At 55.2% G+C, this 22,341-nt stretch carries 17 protein-coding genes and 1 pseudogene; 3 read left to right on the top strand and 15 right to left on the bottom strand.

The annotated features are described in order from the left end of the window. Window positions 1–65 precede the first annotated feature (65 nt). The 10 genes from rpsA to ACO5Z0_RS07465 form a co-directional block, all read right to left on the bottom strand. On the bottom strand, window positions 66–1,187 hold the full coding sequence (gene rpsA, locus ACO5Z0_RS07510) for a 30S ribosomal protein S1 (RefSeq protein WP_442672461.1): 1,122 nt from the start codon (window positions 1,185–1,187) through the stop codon (window positions 66–68). Then, entirely contained in the window at window positions 1,184–2,014 is an 831-nt protein-coding gene (gene ispH, locus ACO5Z0_RS07505; RefSeq protein ID WP_485649776.1) for a 4-hydroxy-3-methylbut-2-enyl diphosphate reductase, read from the bottom strand. The genes rpsA and ispH overlap by 4 nt, the downstream gene beginning before the upstream one ends. 82 nt (window positions 2,015–2,096) lie before the next feature. After that, window positions 2,097–2,702: a lysophospholipid acyltransferase family protein gene (locus ACO5Z0_RS07500; protein ID WP_442675979.1), complete on the bottom strand. Its 606-nt coding sequence runs from the start codon at window positions 2,700–2,702 to the stop codon at window positions 2,097–2,099. After that, on the bottom strand, window positions 2,699–3,361 hold the full coding sequence (gene cmk / locus ACO5Z0_RS07495; protein ID WP_485649775.1) for a (d)CMP kinase: 663 nt from the start codon (window positions 3,359–3,361) through the stop codon (window positions 2,699–2,701). The genes ACO5Z0_RS07500 and cmk overlap by 4 nt, the downstream gene beginning before the upstream one ends. Before the next feature lie 11 nt (window positions 3,362–3,372). Then, entirely contained in the window at window positions 3,373–4,677 is a 1,305-nt protein-coding gene (gene aroA, locus ACO5Z0_RS07490; protein WP_485649774.1) for a 3-phosphoshikimate 1-carboxyvinyltransferase, read from the bottom strand. 19 nt (window positions 4,678–4,696) lie between these two features. Continuing rightward, on the bottom strand, window positions 4,697–5,959 hold the full coding sequence (locus ACO5Z0_RS07485; RefSeq protein ID WP_485649773.1) for a BaiN/RdsA family NAD(P)/FAD-dependent oxidoreductase: 1,263 nt from the start codon (window positions 5,957–5,959) through the stop codon (window positions 4,697–4,699). Then, window positions 5,956–6,684 carry a pseudouridine synthase gene (locus tag ACO5Z0_RS07480; RefSeq protein WP_485649772.1) on the bottom strand — a complete coding sequence of 243 codons (729 nt, stop codon included), beginning with the start codon at window positions 6,682–6,684 and terminating at the stop codon, window positions 5,956–5,958. Before ACO5Z0_RS07480 ends, ACO5Z0_RS07485 begins: the two co-directional genes overlap by 4 nt. A gap of 52 nt (window positions 6,685–6,736) precedes the next feature. Continuing rightward, a complete protein-coding gene (locus tag ACO5Z0_RS07475; protein ID WP_442672441.1) occupies window positions 6,737–6,928 on the bottom strand; it encodes a hypothetical protein in 192 nt (63 codons plus the stop codon). Window positions 6,929–6,949: 21 nt separating this feature from the next. Further along, complete coding sequence (locus ACO5Z0_RS07470; protein ID WP_485649771.1) at window positions 6,950–10,345, bottom strand: DNA polymerase III subunit alpha; 3,396 nt, start codon at window positions 10,343–10,345, stop codon at window positions 6,950–6,952. A 306-nt stretch (window positions 10,346–10,651) separates the two neighbouring features. Further along, window positions 10,652–11,446 (bottom strand): 5'-methylthioadenosine/S-adenosylhomocysteine nucleosidase, encoded by a 795-nt coding sequence (locus ACO5Z0_RS07465; protein WP_485649770.1) that lies wholly within the window; start codon window positions 11,444–11,446, stop codon window positions 10,652–10,654. 138 nt (window positions 11,447–11,584) lie between these two features. On the opposite strand from ACO5Z0_RS07465, the gene ACO5Z0_RS07460 reads away from it, so the two are divergent. Next, window positions 11,585–12,052 (top strand): S-adenosylmethionine decarboxylase family protein, encoded by a 468-nt coding sequence (locus tag ACO5Z0_RS07460; protein ID WP_442672438.1) that lies wholly within the window; start codon window positions 11,585–11,587, stop codon window positions 12,050–12,052. 52 nt (window positions 12,053–12,104) lie between these two features. Here ACO5Z0_RS07460 and ACO5Z0_RS07455 read toward each other — a convergent pair whose 3' ends face one another. The 4 genes from ACO5Z0_RS07455 to ACO5Z0_RS07440 are packed head-to-tail and all read right to left on the bottom strand — an operon-like array spanning window position 12,105 to window position 20,469. After that, entirely contained in the window at window positions 12,105–13,640 is a 1,536-nt protein-coding gene (locus ACO5Z0_RS07455) for a tetratricopeptide repeat protein (RefSeq protein WP_485649769.1), read from the bottom strand. A gap of 21 nt (window positions 13,641–13,661) precedes the next feature. Further along, window positions 13,662–14,957 (bottom strand): DUF445 family protein, encoded by a 1,296-nt coding sequence (locus ACO5Z0_RS07450; protein ID WP_485649768.1) that lies wholly within the window; start codon window positions 14,955–14,957, stop codon window positions 13,662–13,664. Then, window positions 14,957–16,198 carry a DUF445 family protein gene (locus ACO5Z0_RS07445; protein WP_485649767.1) on the bottom strand — a complete coding sequence of 414 codons (1,242 nt, stop codon included), beginning with the start codon at window positions 16,196–16,198 and terminating at the stop codon, window positions 14,957–14,959. The genes ACO5Z0_RS07450 and ACO5Z0_RS07445 overlap by 1 nt, the downstream gene beginning before the upstream one ends. A gap of 17 nt (window positions 16,199–16,215) precedes the next feature. Continuing rightward, window positions 16,216–20,469 (bottom strand): acyl-CoA dehydratase activase-related protein, encoded by a 4,254-nt coding sequence (locus ACO5Z0_RS07440; protein WP_485649766.1) that lies wholly within the window; start codon window positions 20,467–20,469, stop codon window positions 16,216–16,218. Between the two features lie 466 nt (window positions 20,470–20,935). Here ACO5Z0_RS07440 and ACO5Z0_RS07435 point away from each other — a divergent pair, with 466 nt between their 5' ends. Together ACO5Z0_RS07435 and ACO5Z0_RS07430 are read left to right on the top strand one after the other, a co-directional pair. Continuing rightward, window positions 20,936–21,889, top strand: a complete 954-nt coding sequence (locus ACO5Z0_RS07435) for a magnesium transporter CorA family protein (RefSeq protein WP_442672433.1) — start codon at window positions 20,936–20,938, stop codon at window positions 21,887–21,889. Window positions 21,890–21,911: 22 nt separating this feature from the next. Then, the gene (locus ACO5Z0_RS07430; protein WP_442675989.1) at window positions 21,912–22,142 is read left to right on the top strand and encodes a hypothetical protein; all 231 of its coding nucleotides are present in this window, start codon (window positions 21,912–21,914) and stop codon (window positions 22,140–22,142) included. A 104-nt stretch (window positions 22,143–22,246) separates the two neighbouring features. Here ACO5Z0_RS07430 and ACO5Z0_RS07425 read toward each other — a convergent pair. Then, window positions 22,247–22,341: pseudogene (locus ACO5Z0_RS07425) on the bottom strand (transposase); the annotation flags it as partial.

Genomic DNA, 22,341 nt, shown 5'->3' with positions numbered 1-22,341 from the left:
TTTTGATGAATAAGGGAGTGATGAATATTCATCACTCCCCGACTGTTCTTATTCAGCTGTGAGGTTTAGGCTTCGCCGCTCTCCTCGTTGGTGACAGGCTCATCCTTGTAATAGGAAACGTCTGAAACCTCTGCGTCGCGCTGCGCCCTCGTGATGGAAAGCGAGATGCGCTTGCGCTTCATGTCGATATGAAGGATTTTAACCTTCACGATGTCGCCAAGCTGCACCGCTTCATCCGCACGCGCAATGCGGCGGTCGGCAAGCTCACCCATCGGAATCAGACCGTCAAATCCCGGCTCAATTTCCATGAAAGCGCCGAAATCCGTAAGTTTAATGATCTTGCCTTTGATGTGCGTACCTTCGGCATAGCGTTCCGCTTTATCGAGCCACGGATCGCGCATCGTATCTTTGACAGACAGGGAGATACGCTTCGTCTCAGGATCGAAGTTCTTCACATAGACATCGACTTCATCACCGACGGAAAGAACATCCGACGGCTGTTTCACGCGATGCCACGCAAGATCAGAGATATGCGCCAAACCATCGACGCCGCCGATATCAATGAATGCACCGTATTCGACGAGACGCTTGACCGTACCGCGGATGATCTGCCCGACTTCGAGCTTCGAAAACACTTCTTCCTGCTTCTTCTCACGCTCTTCCTCCAAGAGACTGCGGCGCGAAAGGACAAGGCGCTGCTTGCGGATGTCGATTTCAATCGGCAGGGCTTCCACCGTCTGTCCGACGTATATGGAAAGATCCTTGACGAAGTGAAGCTCCATCTGCGATGCCGGAATGAAGCCGCGCAGCCCGCTGACAGACGCGACAAGACCACCTTTGACAACCTGTGTGATCTGTGCCTCAACCGTCTTTCCGTCCTCTTTGAGCGCCTCGATTTCCTTCCATGCGACCATACGGTCAGCACGCACTTTCGAAACCGTCGCGCCGTTTTCACCGCCAAGGCTCACGACAAAGACCTCGATCTCATCATCGAGCTTTACGACGTCCTTCGCAGAATCCGGCTCGGGAGACGCAAGCTCTCTCTTCGAGATGGGAATGTCCGCCTTGAGACCGGCGATGTTGACGTAAGCCTGCCCATCGTCGACAGCGACGACCGTAGCCTTTACGACATCGTGTTCCCTTACCTCCTGCATGGACTCTTCTTCAGCCTCAAGCAAACTCTTCATGTCCTGTTCTTGCACTTTTGATATACCTCCTTGATAATCCAGTCCGGTGTTGAAGCTCCGGCTGTAATACCAATTTTTTTGATTTTATCAAACCATTCGTCCTGCAGCTCCGCCGCAGTTTCGATATGATAGGTTTGGCATTCTTTGGCGCACAACTGCGCGAGACGCGTCGTATTGGCGCTGTTTTTACCGCCGATGACGAGCATCAGATCCACTTGCTGTGCGAGCTTGATCGCCGCCTGCTGGCGCTGATCCGTCGCCGTACATATCGTTCGAACGATGCGCACATCATTCGACTTGTCCAGCAAATGGAACACGATTTCCTTGAACTTCGCGCCGGAAAACGTCGTCTGCGCGACGATGCCCATGCGTGCGCACGGTACGACGGCTTCTGCTCCTTCGATGGAATCCACGATGACAGCATCGCCGCCCGCCCATTCGAAGATGCTCTTAACCTCCGGATGACACTTCTCTCCTACGATAACGACAGAATAACCCTCTTGAAAAAGCTCATGCGCCGTCGATTGTGCCTTCTTCACATGCGGACATGTCGCATCTACGAGCAATAGTCCGCGCTCCTTCGCTTCATCATAGACGAGGGGACCCACCCCATGTGAACGTATGATGACCGTCCCTTCATCCAAATCGGGCAGAGCATTGACCATGCCGACGCCCTCTTGCGCCAGACGCGAAACCATCTGCGGATTATGGATGATGGGGCCAAGCGTACAGGAAGACCCGTCAGGCGCGGCCTGCTCACGCGCCATCTTGATCGCGCGCTTCACGCCATAGCAAAAACCGAGGGATTCTGCCAGAAATACTTCCATATATCTACCACCAAATATCCAATGTATCGCAGAAACGAACTTTTCCCTATTTCTGCAATCTACGTTATATTATAGCATAAAATCAATCACTTATGCTATTATTTTTTATCATAACGTAAATTTCATCCATTATTTTTTGTGAAAAATCCTGCAATGCTTGTTTGTCCTGCTTTTCGCCTTGAAAAATCAGCGGTTTACCGTAGATGACACGCAGTTTGGGCAAAAATCCACCGTTTGCAAAAACATGGTCGGTGCCGATGATGGCGGCGGGTACGACGGGCGCCTTCGCCAAGGCGGCAAGCAGCGCGACACCCGGCTCCGCCTTTTTCCTTTCGCCGTGACGACTGCGCGTTCCCTGCGGAAAAACGCCGAGGCAGTTGCCCTTTTTCAATTCCGCAAGAGCCGCTTTGATCGCTCCCCGATCCGCCGCACCGCGCTTCACGGGAAACGAATGGCAGCATCGCAGAATGTAGTCCGCAACAGCATTGAAAAAAAGCTCCTGCTTCGCCATGTAGCTGACGGGACGTGAAAGAAAGGTCGCCAAGAGCGGCGGATCCCAGTTGCTCATGTGATTCGCCGCCAAGATCACAGGTCCCTCTTTCGGCATATTTTCTCTTCCTTCGATTTTAGCGCGAAAAACGACGGAAAAAAGCAAGGCGAAAATAATGCGAAGCATACCATAGATCATTTTTCGCACCTTTCTACGATGGCACGGACGACGGCGGCTATGTCCATGCCCGTCGTATCAAGCAGTTCTGCGTCCGCCGCCTGCATGAGCGGCGAAATCTCGCGCTCGCTGTCTGCCTTGTCGCGCCGCGCAATGTCCGCTTCAAGCTCCGCAAGCGTAATATCGTAACCTTTTTCTTTCAGTTCTTTCCAACGGCGTTTCGCACGCTCCTGCAAGGAAGCCGTGAGAAAAATTTTGACGTCGGCGTTCGGCAAAACATGCGTGGCAATGTCCCTGCCATCCATGAGCACGCCGCCCGCGTCTGCCATGCGCCTTTGCTGCTCAACCATCTTCTCACGCACGGGACCAAGACGCGCTGCCTGCGAGACGACGGCGCTGACCGCAGGCGTACGGATCTCGCCCGTGACCTCTTCACCGTCAACAAACACTCTGGTCGCTGCGCCATCGTACCGCAGGACGACCGCAATGTCGGCAACAGCAGAGAGGATCTTTTCGTCCGTCAGCGGTTCGCCTTTCTTGAGCGCTTTCCATGCAACGGCACGGTACATCGCCCCCGTGTCGATGTAAGTGTAGCCAAGCTCCTTCGCCGCGAGACGGGCTGCCGTGCTCTTGCCTGCGCCTGCCGGACCGTCGATTGCCACTACGAGTTTCTTTGCCATCTTCTTTCCCCCTATTGCACGAGATTGTCCAAGGTTTCAAAAAAGGACGGATAGGATATGTTGATGCAAGCGGGCGCATCAAGTGTCACGCCCTCGCCTGCAGCGCCTGCTACGGCAAGTGACATCGCCATGCGGTGATCGTCGTATGTACGGCAGACAGCAGGCGAAAGTGCGCGGTCGCCACGGATGATCATACCGTCCTCCGTCGCCTCTACCGCCCCGGGTGCGAGACGATTAAGCTCCGTCGTCACCGCCTTCAGACGATCCGTTTCCTTGACGCGAAGCTCCGCCGCGCCCGAGATCACGGTATCCCCCTCGGCAAAGAGCGCTGCGACGGCAAGAATCGGGATCTCATCAATGAGACGCGGGATGATCGCACCGCCAAAGGAAACGCCGTGAAGCGAAGCTGCACGCACGCGAATGTCGGCGAGCGCTTCACCGCCGCTCTCGCGCTCGTTCGACAGCGTGATGTCCGCGCCCATATCCGAGAGCACCTCAAGAATGCCTGTGCGCGTCGGATTGACGCCGACATCTTCTAAGACGAGGTCGCTGCCTTCGATCAGCGATGCCGCGACGAGCCAATAGGCGGCGGAGCTGATGTCGCCGGGCACGATGATTTCTTCCGGTGAAAAAAGTTCATCGGCAGGCTCAATCGCCACCGTGGTACCCTCGCGCCGAAGCGTCGCACCGAAAGCGCCGAGCATACGCTCTGTATGATCGCGCGAAAGTGCAGGCTCTTTGAGTGTCGTCCCAGAATCCGCATAAAGTCCCGCAAGCAAAATCGCCGATTTCACCTGCGCACTTGCGACGGGACTTTCATAATCCATCGCTCGAAGCCGCCCCTCGCGCGGCAGTACAGCAAGCGGCAGGAAGCGATTCCCCGCGCGGCCCTTGATCGCGGCGCCCATGCGCGAAAGCGGCTCAATGACGCGCGCCACGGGACGTCTGGAGAGTGAGGCGTCGCCTGCAAACGCCGAGAAAAATGGCTGCGCCGCCGAGATCCCCAAAAGGAGCCGCAGCGTCGTGCCCGAGTTTCCCGCATCGAGAACGCCCTGCGGCTCCTTGAGTCCATGTAGTCCGACGCCCGTTACGAGAAGTGCGCCGTCCGCCTGTCGATCAACACCCGCGCCGAGAGTGCGCATACATGCTGCCGTAGACAGACAGTCCGCCGCTTCGAGGAAATTCATAACGCGCACTTTACCCTTTGCTATGGCAGAAAACATTACGCTGCGGTGCGAAATCGACTTATCACCCGGTATGCGAATTGTCCCCGTCAGACCTCGCTTCACCGGACGAATCTCTTTTCCCTCAGCCATCATCATCTTCCCTTCAAAATCACATTTCACTTTCCGTGCGTGCGGCAGCGCTCCAACGCCCAGCCGCCGCGCCCATAGAAAATGCCGCCTGCAAATTGTAGCCGCCCGTAAAGCCGTCCACATCGACGACCTCACCGGCGAAATACAGCCCCGGCACGAGCTTCGACTCCATCGTCTTGGGATGAATTTCTTTCGTTGAAACGCCACCTGCCGTCACGATGGCTTCGGCAAGAGGACGCGTCTTTTCCACCGTAAGACCGAGATGTTTGATTGTCTCAGAAAGCCGTAGGCGCTCCTCGCGCCGCAGATCATGCACGGGCTTTTCCGGCGGCAGATACGCGGCATCGAGCACAGGCTCGATGAGCTTGCCCGGCAGAAGATCACGCATGGCGTTCTTGAGCGCCTTGTTGCGGTACTTTTCAAAGTCGCGCTGCACACGCGCAGCAAGAATTTCGGGTGAAAGCGCCGGTTTCAAGTCAAGCGCAAGCTCGACGAACTTTCCTGCTGCAAGCGCCCGCGCCGCCGCGCGGCTCAGAGAGAGTACGATCGGGCCTGTCACCCCGAAATGCGTAAACATCATCTCACCGAAATCTTCGCCGATTTTCTTGTCGTCGGCAAGAAGCGTCACGCGCACATTGCGTAAGGACAGCCCCTGCGCATCCTTGACCCAGTCGTCCTCCGTGACGAGCGGCACGAGCGACGGCAGGATCGCGCCGACCGTATGCCCCAGCCGCCGCGCCATCTCGTAGCCGTCTCCCGTAGATCCCGTGCCCGGATACGAAGCGCCGCCGACCGCGAGAACGACGGCATCGGCAGGCAATTTCGCACCGCTTGCAAGCACGACGCCTACAGCACGACCGCCTTCTGTGAGGATCTTGGCGACACGCGCCTCCGTTTCAATCTTCACACCAAGTTCATGGAGGTAAGCGATGAGCGCTTCAACCGCATCAGCGGCGCGATCACTGACGGGAAAAACGCGCCCGCCGCGCTCCACCTTCGTCTCTATGCCAAGTTCTCTGAAAAAGCCCCGCACATCTTCGTTGTCAAAAGCATGCAGCGCACTGTAGAGAAATGAGCCGTTGCCCGGGATATTCGTGACGATCTCAGCGATGGGTGCAGCATTCGTGATATTGCAGCGCCCCTTGCCTGTAATCAGCATCTTGCGCCCGGGCTGCTTCATCTTCTCCAAAAGAAGCACCGAAGCGCCGTATTCCGCCGCTTTCGCCGCTGCCATGAAGCCTGCCGGTCCCGCGCCGACGACAATGATGCGCCGCGATCTCATATTTTCCCCACAATGCGGTAAAGCTCTCTGACCTCCGCCTTCGTCAGCGAGCGATATGCGCCGCGCTTGACGCCGTCAAGGGTAAGCTGCGCGAAGCGCGTGCGCTTCAAGGAGCGCACATCGCAGCCAACCGCCTCGAACATGCGACGCACCTGCCGATTCCTGCCCTCGTGCAGCGTCACCTCAACCTCGTTGAGCCCCTTGTCCGTCGTGCCGTAAACACGTACTTCCGCCGGCGCCGTCCTGCCATCGGCGAGTTCGACGCCGCCGCGCAATTTTTTGAGGGCTTCGGGCGTGAGATCGCCCGCCACCTTCGCGCGATATGTCTTGTGCACGAGAAAGCGCGGATGCAGGAGTGCCTGCGTCAAAGTGCCGTCATTCGTCAAGAGAAGCAGCCCTTCCGTGTTTTGATCGAGTCTGCCCACCGGATAGATACGCGTTTTCTTCACGGGTATGAGATCAAGCACCGTGCGCCTGCCTCGCTCATCAGCAGCCGTTGAAACATAGCCCTTGGGCTTGTTCAGCAGAAAATAGACGCGTTGCTCCTCTCTCGGCAGGAGTTTGCCATCCACAGCGATGCGCACGGACGCTGCGTCTGCTTTCGTGCCAGGCTCACGCACGACTGTGCCATCGACTGTCACGCGTCCTGCGGCGATCATCTCCTCTGCTTTACGGCGCGAAGCTATGCCTGCGCGGCTGATAATTTTTTGCAATCGCTCTTCCATACGTCCCCCTTATTCTTTCCACGAAGCAAAACAGGTCAACCCGTGCACATCTTCAGAGGTTCGCCATATTGCAGACAATGTCACGCGCCTCTTCTACTTCTGAGGCGAGAACACGTATCTCGAAATTCGCCTTGCGCGAAGCGTCGATCGACTTTCTGTCCGTCAATATGCCTTCGGCCTCAAGCCTTTCGCAGATCTTTTCCGCCTGCCCCTTCGTTGCAGCTACAAAGATCGAAGTCCACATGAAATTCTTCCTCCTTCGGCGCTATCTTTGCAGCACCGATCCCTTGCCCAGCAACGCTTCTATCTCCTGCACGACGACGGGAGATGCGTCGAGCCAATACTTCGGCTCCAATTTCTGCCAGCGGCCTTTTCGGTTCAAAAAGACGACATGCTCGCCCGGATGTGCGCCTAAGATGCCGTATAGCGTCTCAAGCGTCGCCGTCGTATCATGCGCTTCAGCAAGCGTGATGTAGTAATCCTGCCGATAGTCGTCGAGCGAAGTGATTGTATCGGCGAGCACCTTGACGCCGTCATCCGTGAAATTCACGCGCCCCTGCACGACGAGTGCCGCATCGGGCACAAGAAGATTTACATGCGGATAAAAAACCCCGGGGAAAACGACGACCTCAATCGAGTGTGTGTAATCTTCCAGCTCTATGAAACACATCGTGTCGCCCTTCTTCGTCGCGATGCGCTTCGCTGAAGAGACGAGACCGCCGATGCGCACGAGCTGACGCTCCTTCTTCTTGCCGTCCAGAATATCCGCGATGGAAACAAGATTCTTGATCTTCTTCTCGTGGCGATCGAGCGGATGACCCGTGATGAAGAAGCCTGTGTTCTCCTTCTCCCACGCGAGCCTTTGCACAGCATCCGCCTCGGCGATGTCTGGCAACGCGACATCGTCAGCCTCCTGCATCGCCGCCTCAGCGAAAAGACCGATCTGCCCGCTCGCTGCATCCGCGTGCTTTTGTGCTGCCACATCGACGACGCGCTCCAAGACAGCGAGAAGTTGCGAGCGACGCGCGCCGAGCGAATCGAAAGCGCCGCATTTGATAAGGCTTTCGAGCACGCGCTTGTTTGTCGTGCGCATGTCAACGCGCGTACAGAAGTCGAGGAGAGAGGTGAACGCGCCGCCCTCTTCACGCACAGCCGCGAGACTCTTGATCGCCGCCTCGCCGACGTTTCGCACGGCAGCAAGACCGAAGCGGACAGCATCGCCGTCAACGCTGAACGTTGCCTCACTCGCATTGACGTCGGGCGGCAGGATCTTGATGCCCATACGGCGGCAAAGCTCGATGTAGACGCCGACCTTGTCGTTCGTATCCATGATGCTCGTGAGCATCGCCGCCATGAACTCCTGCGGATAGTGCGCCTTCAAGTACGCCGTCTGCCACGCCACGAGCGCGTACGCCGCGCTGTGCGACTTGTTGAAGCCATAGTCGGCGAAATGCGTCAAAAGATCGAAGATCTTTTCCGCCAACGCAGGCTCGATACCGTTCTCCTTGGCGCCTTTCATATACGTCTCGCGCTGCGACATCAGAACATCGTGCTTCTTCTTCCCCATAGCACGGCGCAGGATGTCCGCCTGCCCGAGCGTGAAGTTCGCGAGCACCTGCACCACCTGCATGACCTGCTCCTGATAAAGCACGACGCCGAACGTCTCCTTGAGAATCGGTTCGAGCAGAGGATGCAGATAAGTTACCTTCTTCTTACCGTGCCTTCCCGCGATGAAGTCCGTCACCATACCGCTGCCCAGTGGCCCCGGACGGTAAAGTGCGACCGTCGGAATGAGGTCTTGGAAGTTTCTCGGCTGCAAATCCTTGACGAGATTCGTCATGCCTGCTGATTCCATCTGAAAGACCGCACCCGTATCGCCTCGGCAAAGCATCTTTGCCGTCTTTTCATCTTCGAGCGGTATCTTGTCAATGTCGATCGTGATGCCGCGGCTCTTCTTGATGTTCTTCAAGGCGTCGGCGATGACCGTGAGCGTGCGCAGACCGAGGAAATCCATCTTGAGGAGCCCGAGCTCTTCCACATGATCCTTGTCGTACTCCGTCACGAGCGTACCGTCCGACACCTGCACAGGCACATAGTCGGTCAGGGGATTGCGTGCGATCACGACCCCCGCCGCGTGTGTTGATGAGTGACGCGGCAATCCTTCGAGATCGCGCGCGAAGTCGATGAGCCGCTTCGTCTCGTCGCTCTCCTCATAGATGCTGCGAAAATCCTGCGAATCGGCAAGCGCACGGTCCAGCGTGATGCCAAGCTCCGACGGCACAGCCTTTGCCACGCGATCAACGCTCGCATACGTCATTTCAAGCGCGCGCCCAACATCACGGATCGCGCCCTTCGCCGCCATCGTGCCGAAAGTGATGATCTGCGCCACATGATCGCTGCCGTAACGGCGCTTCACATAGTCGATGACCTCCTCGCGGCGAATGTAGCAAAAGTCGATGTCGATATCGGGCATCGTCACGCGCTCCGGGTTCAAAAAGCGCTCGAAAAGCAGTTCATACTTCAAAGGATCGAGGTTCGTAATGCCCAGAAGATAGGCGACGATGCTGCCCGCCGCCGAGCCGCGCCCGGGGCCAACGGCGATCCCTTCGCTGCGCGCATACTTGATGAAATCCCAGACGATGAGGAAATAGCTGTCATAGCCCATGCGATGAATGATCGAAAGTTCATATTCGAGTCTCTCGCGTACAGCAGGCGTGATTTCCTCGTAGCAACGCGGCAAATTCTCCTCGCAAAGCTGCTTGAGATAGGCATCGTCCGTCATGCCCTCGGGCAAGGGGAAGTTTGGCAAATGCAGGCGCCCGAACTCGAAATCGACCTTGCAGCGCTCGGCAATCTTCTGCGTATTGGCGAGCGCTTCGGGATGGTCTTGGAAAAGCTCCTGCATCTCTTCGGGCGAGCGCATATAGAACTCCCCTTCGGCGTAACGCATACGCGTCGGATCGTTGACACCCTTGCTCGTCTGAATCGCAAGCAGGACGTCGTGCGCCTCCGTGTCTTTCTTGCGCACATAATGGATATCGTTCGTCGCCACAAGTCCGATATCAAACTTTTCCGCCAGATCAATGACACCGGCAAACGCCGTTTTTTCATCAGCAAGACCATGATTTTGAATCTCAAGAAAAAAATTCTCCCTACCGAAGATGTCAATATACTCCTCAACGAGTTTTTCCGCACGCTCCTTTTCACCGCGAAGAATCGCCTGCGGGATCTCGCCCGCAACACAGGCGCTAAGACAAATCAGCCCTTTGCTGTACTTTCGCAGGATCTCCTTATCGACGCGCGGTTTATAATACATTCCCTCCGTATTGGCAAGCGAAATGAGCTTCACAAGACTTTTGTATCCTTCGTTGTTCTCTGCAAGGAGAATCAAATGATAATAGCGAGTGCCGCGCACCTCGGTACGGTCAAAGCGCGACTCCGGCGCAAGATACGCTTCGCAGCCAATAATCGGATGAATTCCCTGCTTCCTCGCCTCTTTATAAAAATCAATAACGCCGTACATCGCGCCGTGATCCGTGATCGCAACGGAGTCCATGCCGAGTTCCTTCGTGCGCGCGATAAGATCGGGAATGCGGCTCGCACCGTCAAGAAGACTGTAGCATGTATGAACGTGCAGATGTGCAAAGGGAATCTTCGTCATGGCAACCTCGCTGAATTTATCTGTATTTGCTAAATGATCCGTTCTTTCCATTATAAAAGATAAGCCGCTCCCTATCAATAGCATAATTATAGCGGTTTATAGCAGCTACCCACAAACCCAGTAACCACAAGCATTCAAACAAATAACAAGCAATTTTTCAACACGACGGATTATGAGAGCTTATACAGGCGAATCATGGTTTTTGCAAACAAAAAAGCAGGGGAAACGCGCAATGCTTCCCCCTGCTTTTTCACCACGCAACCACATTGTACATCACGCTGGCGCCGCGTGACGGCTGAACAACCTTCAATGCTTCTTCATATACTCTTCGGCAACAGCAAGAACATATTCCTGCAATGCTGCGCCGACGGCGAGATCCCAATCAACGTCGCCTGCAAAAACCGTGTTGGAAACGACGCGGATCGTGAGGAACGGCACGTCATACGTCTGACAAATCTGCGCAACGGCATCACCCTCCATCTCTTCGACGGCAGTGCCGTAGAAATCATGCAGAAAGAGCACGCGGTCGACTTGGCAGTTCCAGCTGTCCGCCGTGCCGACGACACCCTCCGTCACACGCCCTTTCGTATAGAAATCTTTCCGCGCAATCGCCGCTTGGAAGAGACCTTCATCCGCTTTGTGGTAGACCTCCTGCGTGAAGCGATGCTCATCCTTATCGTAAGCAAAGACGCCGAGCTTGTCGAGCGCCGTCTCATCGACACCCATGCCGCTTGCACGAAAATGTGACTTCCACGCCGATATATTGACCGTCTCCCTGCCGACGACAATATCGAAGTTTTTTAAGGCGGGATCGTGTGCGCCTGCTGTACCTTGATTGATGATGGCGACGGGACGGAAAAACTCCATAGCAAGCGCTGTCGTCGCCGCCGCATTCGCCAAGCCCCACTGCGTACGCGAAACAGCAAGCGGCACGCCATGATAGCTGCCCGCGGCGAAGTACCACTCGCCGAGCCGATACTCTTCAAGCGCATCGAGCTGCTCGACCATGTGACTTGTTTCCACTTTCATCGCGCCTTGAATGAGCAAGGGACGTATGCCCGTATATGCCTTTCCCTCGCGATCCAACAATCCTCCTGCCATCGTGTTCCCTCCGTTAAAATTTCCTCATAACTACAAATGTGAATTATTATACGCCTTTCGCTTTACATTGTCAAATAAATCCCCTATAATAAAAATGAGTACATTGGTGATACTTTATGGTAAAGGAGCGATTCCCTCTTGAAGATTCTTGCGCGGCACCTGACTGCTGACCTATACAACTGCAAAGAAAACAAACTGCTCAATATGGAAATGACCGTTGCTGCTCTTCGGCGGCTCGCGGAAGAAACAGGCTTTCATGTTCTGCAAATCGACACGCAGATCATCGAAAAGGGGCATTTCGTCATCCTCCTCGCGCTTCGGGAAGGTCACCTTGCGCTGCATACCTACACAGAGCTTCGCTATGCGGCAGGAGACATCTTCCTCTGTGATGCTGATGCCGAGCCTGAAACGCTCTTCAAGGGGCTGAGGAAGTTCTTCAAACCCGAGAAGATCCGCACGACATTCCTCAAGCGCGGCGATTTCGGTACGGTCAAGGATATGAAACCAAAGATCAAATCACGAGTCGCGCCGCTTCGACGCATCCACAACACGGGTGCAAAGGTCATACGTCTGCTCGCGCGGCGTAACCGCAATAAAAACTTTTGAAAAAGGCTGCCAATCGGCAGCCTTTTTCTATGAAACCACAGGTGTTTTTATGTCACGGATAGGCGGGCAGATTCGGTTGAATCGCCGTCGCGGCTTTGTAGTCACTCTCGGATTCTGCCAGTTTGCCCGATAAGCGGTAGAGATAGCCGCGCCGATAGTAAAAGGATGCGTTATTCGGCTCGATGCGAAGCGCGGCCGTATAGTCGTCGATCGCCTTCGCCTTTTCGCCCATATTCTCCAAGACGCCCGCGCGGTTGCCCAAGAATGCTGCATTCTGTGGATTGAGTGCAATTGCCGCATCGAGATCGACGAGTGCGCCTTCGATATCGCTGAGTTTGATCTTTTCAATTGCACGCAGGTTCAAGATGTCCGGATTCTTCGGCTCAATCGCCAGCGCTCTTTCGATGTCGAGCAAAGCCTCTTCGTTGCGCTCCATCAGACGATAGCAGATCGCACGCTCAATATAGACGGGCAATACGTCCGTCGCATGTTCCAAAGCATGTGTATAGTCGGCGACGGCTTCATCCATCTGTTTCAAGGCACGATAGCTGCCCGCACGATTGAAGTAAACGAGCGAGGCGTTCGCAGCGGGTACGACTTCCAAGAGATGAGAGAAATCGAGGATTGCCTCTTCATGCTTGCCCATGCGTTCCAAGCAAGCGCCGCGGCGGCTCAATGCAGGGATATTGTCCTTCTCGATCATCAACGCCGCCGTATAATCTGCCGCAGCTGAAACGAAATCCTGCTTCTGCTCCCTCGCCAAACCGCGCTCAATGTAAGCTCGCGGCTTGAGTGTATCGTCAGCCTTTTCGAGCACTCGCGTATAGTCGGCGATCGCCTCGTCGAAACGCCCCAGGCGATAGAGCAATGATGCGCGATAAAGCTGCGTCCCCGGATCATTTGGCTGCAGCGCAACGGCTTGATTCAAATGCGCAAGCGCCGCACTGCCGTCGTTTTGTGCGATCGAGGTCAGCCCCATCTCGAATTCGATCAGTGCATTTTTCGGATCGAGGGACTGCGCCATACGAAAATCCTTCTGCGAATCTTCATAACGCTTCATCTCACGCAGTACAATGCCGCGATTGACGAAAGCCATCGGATTCTCACCATTGATTTCAATTGCCCGATTGAAATCACGATAAGCAGCATCGAGATCGTGTTTTCGGTAGCTTGCGATACCGCGCTGAATCGCTGCGAAATCCGGCGATAAATCAGCAGCTTCTCCCTGCCCTGCGGCTCCGTCATGCGTCGCCTGATCGGATTGCACCGATGGCAGCTGTTCCGCTTTCACGCTATTCCTAGAAACAGAGGCATTCGCTGCGGGCTTTTGCTCGCGACGCTCCTCGCGCACGGACTCTTGCTTTTGCTCAGACGCTTCCTTGTCCGGCATCTCCTGCTCTCGCCGCTGATCTTCATGCTGCTGTACGTTTGATTTCTGCGGCTCGACAGAATCTTCAGGCGTAAACGTCCCCCATGCGCGTAAAAGCGCATCGTCCACCGCCGAAGCTTCAGCAAGAGAAGCAAAGCCCCAAGCAGCCGAGCCTGCTAAAATCGCAGCCAAAGCTGCCGTCGTTATCTCTTTTTTCACGAAATCACCTCATATAAATACTCAATGCACGATCTGAAGAATTACGAAGATGATAAGACCAATTCCTGCGCCGACAATGGAGCCGTTCATACGAATCCACAGGAGATCCGGCTCGACCTTATCATAAACAAGATGATTGAGCTGCTCATCGGTCAGCCGCGCGAGTACGTCGCGCACAATGATGCCGACAAGCTCCTGTGCCGCGAGCGCCGAACGTGCCGCGAGGTCGTAGAGGAAACGATTGATCGCTCGCTGCATCTTCTCATCTTCACTGAAAAGCACGAGCGTACGCCGAAGCTCTTCGACAAGTACGGCGGAAAAGTTCTCTCGCAGCATGGGCAGCACTGCATCGAAACTGCGTCTCTGCCGCGCCGCGAAGAAGTGCTTCTGCACAAACGCCAAACTTCGCTCAATCGCCTCTTCCAAAGGCAATCCCGCAAGCAAGGTGTCGCGAAGCTCCAGTGAGAACGCGCAAAAATCCTCATCTGTACACAATTCTTCCGCTTTCGCATAGCAGATAGAAAGAAATTCCTGCTGCAGCGGCGAATCCCGCTTTGCCAATTCCATCAAAACAGAAAGCGCTTGGCGGCGCACAAGCTCCGCAAGATCCGAGAAGTTCAAAACATCCGTCATCTGTCCGATGCCAAGCAAAAACTTTCCCCATGCACCTTTTGTATTTTCCTTTGCATAGTTGAAGAGCAAGTCCTCGACTTTTTCGGAAAATGCCGGAGCAGCGATCTTATCAGCGAGAAACTGAGCCGCGCGGCTGACGAGCACATGATCGCGCTCATCATCACGCATCCAGCGCCCGATCAGCGAAAAAATCTCCGCCGGGCGCGTCCGTGACAACTCGCCGCGCATCTCATCAGAAAAAGCTTTCGCTTGCTGCTCGCGGTCGATGTGCATGGCAAAGCTGCGTACATAGTGCAGGAATTGCAGCACGAGTTTCTCCTGCACAGCCGTCTCGCGCAAAAATTCGATCAGGCGCGTGACAAGATTGATATGCTGCAAGGCTTGGAAAATCTTGCGGCGCGAGAAGAACTCTTTCTGCACGAGCGTGACCGACGCCTCAATAAAGGATTCGCGTCGGCGCGGCAAAAGCGCCGTGTGCCACGGGAATCCCAACGGTTTTTTGAAGAGCGCCGTCACCGCGAACCAGTCGGCGATGCCGCCGACGAGCGCTGCGTCAGCGCAGGCAAGAAAGCCGCGCGCGAGGAGGCTCTTCGGATATGCGATGACCAACGCGAGCGCCAGGAAGAAAATGACGGCAGCCAAGAGCAGCGTCTTATCTGCCTTGTTCCACGAACGCCAAAACATCAGCCCACCGCCCTTTCTACAAGGTATGCGATGAGAAACAGCAACATACCTGCCATCGCCCCGACGACGGATCCGTTGATGCGAATCATCTGCAGATCGTCGTCAACACGGCTCTCTACAAAGGCGACGAGTTCATCATCAGAAAAACTCTCCAGTCTTTCCTTGACCATTTGTGTGATGACGGCATGATGATCGTGCAGCTCACTTTCGAGAAGATTCTTGAACATGGCGTCAACACGGCGCTGCAGGCTCTTTTTCTCAATGAATTCATCCATCTTGGCATCCAGCAACAGAAAAAGCGGCTCCCGCCAAAAGGGCGCATCCCCTTTGACATTGCGCTCAAGCCAAAGGGCGAACTGCGCCGAGAGATCCAGTCGCTCGAAGGAATCTTTTTTCCAGGCGGCAATCGCCTGCTTCAAAGAATCATTCTTGCCTAAAGAATGCAGAATTTCTCGAAAAACCGCCGCAAGCCGTTCATACGCTTCACCTTCGCCCTTGAGCATTGCGGCGAGATAAGCGTCGATATGGCGGACGGCGATCTCCTTCAGACGCGCATCGCTCAAGTCCATCGCCTGAATGACTGTCATCCGAAGCGACGCCTGTCGTTCATAGCTTTCGCGCACTTCGCGAATATTTTCCATGAGGATTTCCTGCATGTTCGCATCATGCAGCGTGCGGCGCAGGGCGCGAAGCGCCACATGCAGGATACGCGCACGGTTCTGTTCTTCGGCAAGCATATCGAAGAGCCGCAACAAAAACTTCTCCAAGGGAAAACTCTTCAGGCTCTCGCGGATGGCTGGCCAGACGCGCTCAGCGATATACACCGTATCCATTGTCTCAGCCGCGCGTGAAAGCACGGTGAAAGCGACGTCCTTGATGCGCCCGCGTCCACCGCGATCCACAAGATAGGCGCAAAACATCTGCGCCATGTTGATGTTCCGCGCAACATTCATGATGTTCGCCGCGCTTAGAAGATCATTTGCGGCGTAGTCAACGAGCGCCTGCATGATGCGTGCGCGGTTCCTGCGCAGGATGTCCGTACGATAAGAGATGCCCAAGGGCTTTCGAAAAATCGCCGTGACCGCGAACCAATCGGCAAGTCCGCCAACCGTTGAGGCAAGGAACGCCGCCTCCAGGAGATCCCAGAAGAAGCCTCTGCCGACCATAGGAAGGACAGCGAGCGTGCCGATGATGCTTACGCAAAGCGCGAGTGTCGCCTTATACTTTTTTTGCAAGATCATGTCGATCCTCCAAGCTCTCAACGCCGTTCGGCGTCGTCCGCCGAGACGGACTGCCGATACGGGCTATGCTCTTTGGCGACCGCCAGCATCAGCTTGATGCGGTTGAGCTGATTGACTTCCGACGATCCCGAGTCGCAGTCAATCGCCACGATATTCGCCCCTTTGTAGTCGCTTCTAAGACTGTGGATGACGCCTTTGCCCGTGATGTGATTCGGCAAACAGCCGAAAGGCTGCAGGCAGACGACATTCGGCACACCCTCATGAATGAGCTTGACCATCTCTCCCGTGAGGAACCAGCCTTCGCCTGCCATATTGCCAAGCGAGACATGCTTCTTCGCCAGACGCGCCGTCTCGCTGATCTTGTACGGCGGCGTAAAGCGGCGGCTCTTCTTCAAAGCCTTGCGCATGGGACGGCGAAAGAACTCGACGAGGTTGATGAACATCTGCGCAAACAGCTTGTCCTTGAGCTTACCTGCGAAAAGCTCGCGCTCGACGATGGAATCGTACGCCATGTAAAGGAAAAAATCCGCAAAATCCGGCATGACGACCTCGGCGCCCTCCTCGATCAAAACTTCCTCGATGTGATTGTTTGCTACAGGATGATACTTGACGAGAATCTCGCCGACGATACCAACTTTCGGCTTCCAAAGCCCCTCGATGAGCGGCAGCGCATCAAAATCCTGCACCATGCGCCTGACCGTGTCCGCATACTTGAAATAGCTTCCATCCATAAGCTCGGTAAGGCATTTTTCATGCCATTTTTCATACAGTCGCTGCACCGCGCCCTGCTCCCTCTCATACGGCAAGGCCGCATTTCTCAGTTTTTGCAGCAGGTCGCCGTAAAGGAAAGCCTTGATTGCGTCAACGAAGCAGCTTCGGTCGAGCGAGAACGCATCCGTTTCAAGTCCCCAGCACGCGAATACAGGCACCTGCGGATAGCCTGCATACTTCAGAGCCTGGCGCATCAGCGCCATATAGTTCGTCGCGCGGCACGGTCCGCACGTCTGAAACAGCAGGATCGACGTGTGATCGGGGTCGTACTCGCCCGATTGCAGCGCAGCGAGGAGCTGACCGATGACGACGATGGCGGGATAGCACATGTCGTTGTTCACATAGCGCAGCCCGAGGTCGATCGCCGCCTTGTCCGGCAAAGCCGGCACGACGACCTTATAGCCATGCTTTTCGAGCACGGGGCGCACGAAGCTGAAATGAATCGGCGCGAGCTGCGGCGCAAGAATCGTATGCGTGCGGCGGCACTCCTCCGTGAAGCGCGGACGCTCCTCGGACGGCTTCGGCTGAAACGGCGTCTTTCTGCATCGCGCGAGAGCCGCGATCAAAGAGCGCAGACGTATGCGAGCCGCGCCGAGGTTACTGACCTCGTCGAGCTTGATCATCGTGTAGATATGATGATGGCTTTCGAGAATCGACTTGACCTGCCCTGTCGTCACAGCATCAAGCCCGCAACCGAAGGAACTGAGCTGAATGAGCGTCAGATTTTCATGCTCGGCGACGAAATGCGCCGCGTGGTAAAGACGTGCATGATAGCTCCACTGGTTGACGATGTTGAGTCCCGCACCCTTGACAGGCAGATGATAGACGGCGTCCTCCGACAGGATGGCAAGACCGTAGGAAGCGATCATGTCGGATATGCCGTGATGAATCTCGGGGTCGATGTGGTACGGTCTGCCGACGAGCAGTATCGCAGGCTGCTTCGTTCGCTCAATCTCGCGCAGGATGCTCACACCGTAATCACGCACGTCCTGCTTGTAGTTCTCAAGTTCCGCGTAGGCGGCGAGCGCCGCTTCCTTGATTTCGCCCTTGGAAATTCCTTCGGATGCGCCAAGTTCTTCAAAAAGGCGCTCGACCATGCGCTTCTTGTTGTCAAGCGGCAAAAAGGGCTGCAGAAACTCGATGTTTTTTTCACGCAGCACGTCCATATTGGCACGGATATTCTCCGCATAGGACGCAACGACCGGGCAGTTGTAGTGATTGTCGCCCGGATGCTGCTCGTCGATGACATTGAAGGGGATGCACGGATAAAAAATCTTTCGGACGCCCTTTTCCACGAGATCCATGATATGCCCATGCACGAGCTTCGCCGGATAACAGAGTGAATCCGACGGCACCGTCGCCATGCCCTTGTAGTAGAGCGCCGCCGACGACTTATCCGACAGCACGACCTCGTAGCCGAGCTGCGTGAAGAATGTGAACCAGAAAGGATAGTCCTCATACATGTTCAGTCCGCGCGGCAGACCGATCGCACCGCGCGGCGCAGTGGCTCCTGTCAGCGGTACATAGTAGGTAAAAAGTCGCTTATACTTATAATCGTAGATGTTCGCCGCTTCCCGATCCTCGCGCTTCGCTTTGCCGACGCCGCGCTCACAGCGGTTGCCCGTGAAGTATTTGCCGCCATCACTGAACTTCTGCATCGTAATAAGACACTGATTGCCACAGTGCTTGCAGCGATACGAACGCGTCTCTACAGAAAAATCATCCAGAGCATCAGCAGAGAGAATCGAAGAACGCGCAAGCCCCTCTTCCTGTGCGAGAATTGCCGCGCCATACGCGCCCATGAGACCCGAGATATCGGGGCGTACGACCTCACGCTCGATGAGCTTTTCCATCGAGCGCAGGACGGCGTCGTTGTAGAACGTGCCGCCCTGCACGACTATGTGCTCGCCAAGTTCCTTGACATCCTTGAGCTGCATGACCTTAAAGAGCGCATTCTTGATGACGGAAAAAGCGATGCCCGCCGATATATCGCTGACCGCCGCGCCGTCCTTCTGCGCCTGCTTGACCTTGGAATTCATAAAAACCGTGCAGCGCGTGCCAAGATCGACGGGCGCCTTCGACTCCATCGCCATAGCGGCAAACTCCCCCGCCGTCATATTGAGGCCTTGCGCAAAGTTCTCGATGAAGGAGCCGCAGCCCGCCGAACAGGCCTCGTTGAGCGTGATGTTGCCGATGCTGCCATCCTTGACAAAAAAGCACTTCATATCCTGTCCACCGATGTCCATAACGAACGTGACCTCGGGGCAAAACTCCTGCGCCGCACGCAGATGGGCGAACGTCTCGACCTCGCCCGCATCCGCATGGATCGCCGCCTTGACAATCGCCTCGCCGTAACCTGTCGTCAGTGCGCCCGCGATGTACGTCCTTTCGTTCATCGCGGTGTAAAGCCCCTTCAGCTCGCGAATGACCGTATGAAGCGGCGATCCCTGATTGCTGCCGTACGACGTGTAGAGAAGCTCGCGTCCCGTACCGATCGCCGCGAGCTTCGTCGTTGTCGACCCGGCGTCGATGCCGATGTAGATCGGCCCTTCATACGCGGTGAGATCGCCGCGCTTTACCCTCGCGCGGTCGTGGCGCTCCTTGAACGCCGCATAGTCCGCTGCACTGGAAAAGAGCGTGAAATCCGCCTGTCGCGTCTCCTTCGACGCGACATCACGCGCTTTTTCGATGCTCGTTTCCAGACGCGTCATATCGACGATTTCCGTTTCATTCGAGAGCGCTGCACCGAGCGCGACAAAATAATTGCCATCGGGCGCTTCGATGACGTTTTCGGGCGCAAGCTGCAAGGTTTCGATAAAACGTTGCCGCAGAACCGCTAAAAAGTGCAATGGACCGCCAAGGAATGCCACCTTGCCCGCAATCGGACGACCCTGCGCGAGATTGCTGATCGTCTGATTGACGACAGCCTGAAAAACGGAAAGGGCAATATCCGCCTTTTCCACGCCATCGTTCATCAGCGCTTGGATGTCCGTCTTGGCAAAGACGCCGCAGCGAGAAGCGATCGTATAGATCTGCTTCCCCTTCGCTGCAAGCGCGTTAAGCCCTGCCGCATCCGTCGAAAGGAGCGACGCCATGTGATCGATGAAAGAACCCGTACCGCCCGCGCAAACGCCGTTCATGCGCTGCTCGGGTGCATCGCCGAAGTACGTCACCTTGGCGTCCTCGCCGCCAAGCTCGACGACCGTATCCGTCTCCGGAATCAGCGACCTCACAGCGGAAGCGCACGCGATGACCTCCTGCACAAAAGGCAGCCCGATATGCTGTGCGACACCCATGCCCGCCGAGCCAGTCAGCGCGAAAGAAAACTTCTCGCCGCCGACAATTTTTTTGAGGCTTGCCAGATTCTCACAGAGAGAAGCGCCAATCTCCGAAAAATGGCGTGCGTAGTTTTTATACACGATGTTCTTTTCATGATCGAGAACAACGAGCTTGATCGTCGTCGAGCCGATGTCCATTCCCACATCAAATATAGAATTCATGAACTCACCGCCTGGAATCTATGATGTAGCGTTCTGTATGATGCAACTGTCCGGCAGAAGCTTTGCCGAAAGACACAAGAAAATATCAAATCCATCTTCATATTCTAACGCTTTTTCTCTCGGGATTCAAGGATAATTGTTTCCTCATAATCTGCGCGGGCACGGTTTGCTTTTAATACTGCTCCCAGCGATAGCATCATCACAGTGTCATGCTGTACATATATCCTCACATCTTGCAGAAGCCTAACCAATCAGTCTGCGCCCTTCGGACTTGACTTCTTGAGGTTTCGTGGTAATATTGGGAAGGAATCATTATTATTCGTATAGATTAAGGAAAGCTGGTGAGGAAATGGACGGCGATCACCCTAGTTGCACCACAAGTAAAAAGAAAACGCCCGGAAGCATCCCTTTCCGCACCACAGCGCACATTTGAGATCGGGAAGTTTCCGCGAAAGGAGATTCCCTTATGCTCAAGATTTTCAAGTCCCTTGAGAGCGGTCCCTTGCAGCCCTTGACGCTCAAGACGCTTGAAAAAGGCGCATGGATCAACATCATCGATCCTACGCCCTATGAACTCAAAGTCGTCAGCAACCTCACGGAGGTCGAGCCGGATTTTCTGCGCTCCGCCCTCGACGACGAGGAGCGTTCTCATACGGATGTCGAAGACAACTCCGTCATGGTTCTAACGAATGTTCCCGTCATGCGCGGGCAAGACAGTTACGACACGCTGCCGCTCGCCATCATTCTGACGGATGACTATTTCATCACCGTTTGCTTAGAGGATACGCCCGTGCTCTCGGAGTTTAACGAAAATACGGCAAAACTCTTCCGCACCTTCAAAAAAACGCGCTTCCTCTTCCAGATTCTCTACAAGTCGGCGACCTTCTACCTGCGCTACCTCCGGCAAATCAGCAAGCACTCAGACGAGATCGAACTGAACCTGCGCCGTTCGATGGAAAACAGCGACATCCTGCGCCTCCTCGAATTGCAGAAAGGCTTGACATACTTCAGCGCAGCCCTGCGCTCGAACGGCGCCGTTCTCGATAAGCTCTTGCGGCTACGCTCCAATCAAGCTCTGACGCCCATCATCAAGATCTACGAGGAAGATGAGGATCTCCTTGAGGATGTCATCATAGAAAACAAACAGGCGAGAGAGATGGTCGAACTTTACAGCAAAATTCTCGCGCGCATGGCGGACACCTTCACCTCTATCATCTCGAACAATCAGAACCTCGTGATGAAGTTCCTCGCCGCCATGACGATCATCCTTGCGATTCCCACAGTCATATCGAGCTTCTTCGGCATGAACGTCCCCGTCCCCTTGGCAGACGACTCTACGGCATTTCTCTCCATCGCTGTCCTCGCCGCCGTCATCGCCGGCGCATCGTCGTACATTCTATGGCGCAAAAATATGTTTTGACAAATATGAATCGGAGGCAGTCATGGCATCACTCATCGAATCCGAGCTCAAGAACGGCGTCATCTTCGGCGACACAAACACCGCAGAATACGTCTATATGCCCGCGAGCGAAATCGGCGTCAAAGAACCTGTTTGCATTTACGAAGTCAACGATATGCGCGACGATGTGGATGTCAAAGAAGCGCTGCGCCTCATAAGAATTCGTAGCCTGCGCCCCGCCGTACATCCAAGGCTCGGAAACAGCTCGTGCTGAAACACGAAAGCCCGCGAAGGAATTCATCATTCTTTCGCGGGCTTTGTGGTTTCAAAAAACACAAGGAAGCGCTGCTAAAATGAAATCGCCCAGATAGTGCTACATCAAAGCAAGCTGTGCATTCTGCCAAGCTCCTGCACGCGTTCCGTGGAGAACTTCGATATGCGTGCAATCGTCTCAAGCGGCAGCTTGTCGCGCA

Source organism: Selenomonas sp. (assembly GCF_057272215.1).
Note: the sequence above shows the minus strand (reverse complement) of the source record. Positions and strands in the feature narration are given on the sequence as shown.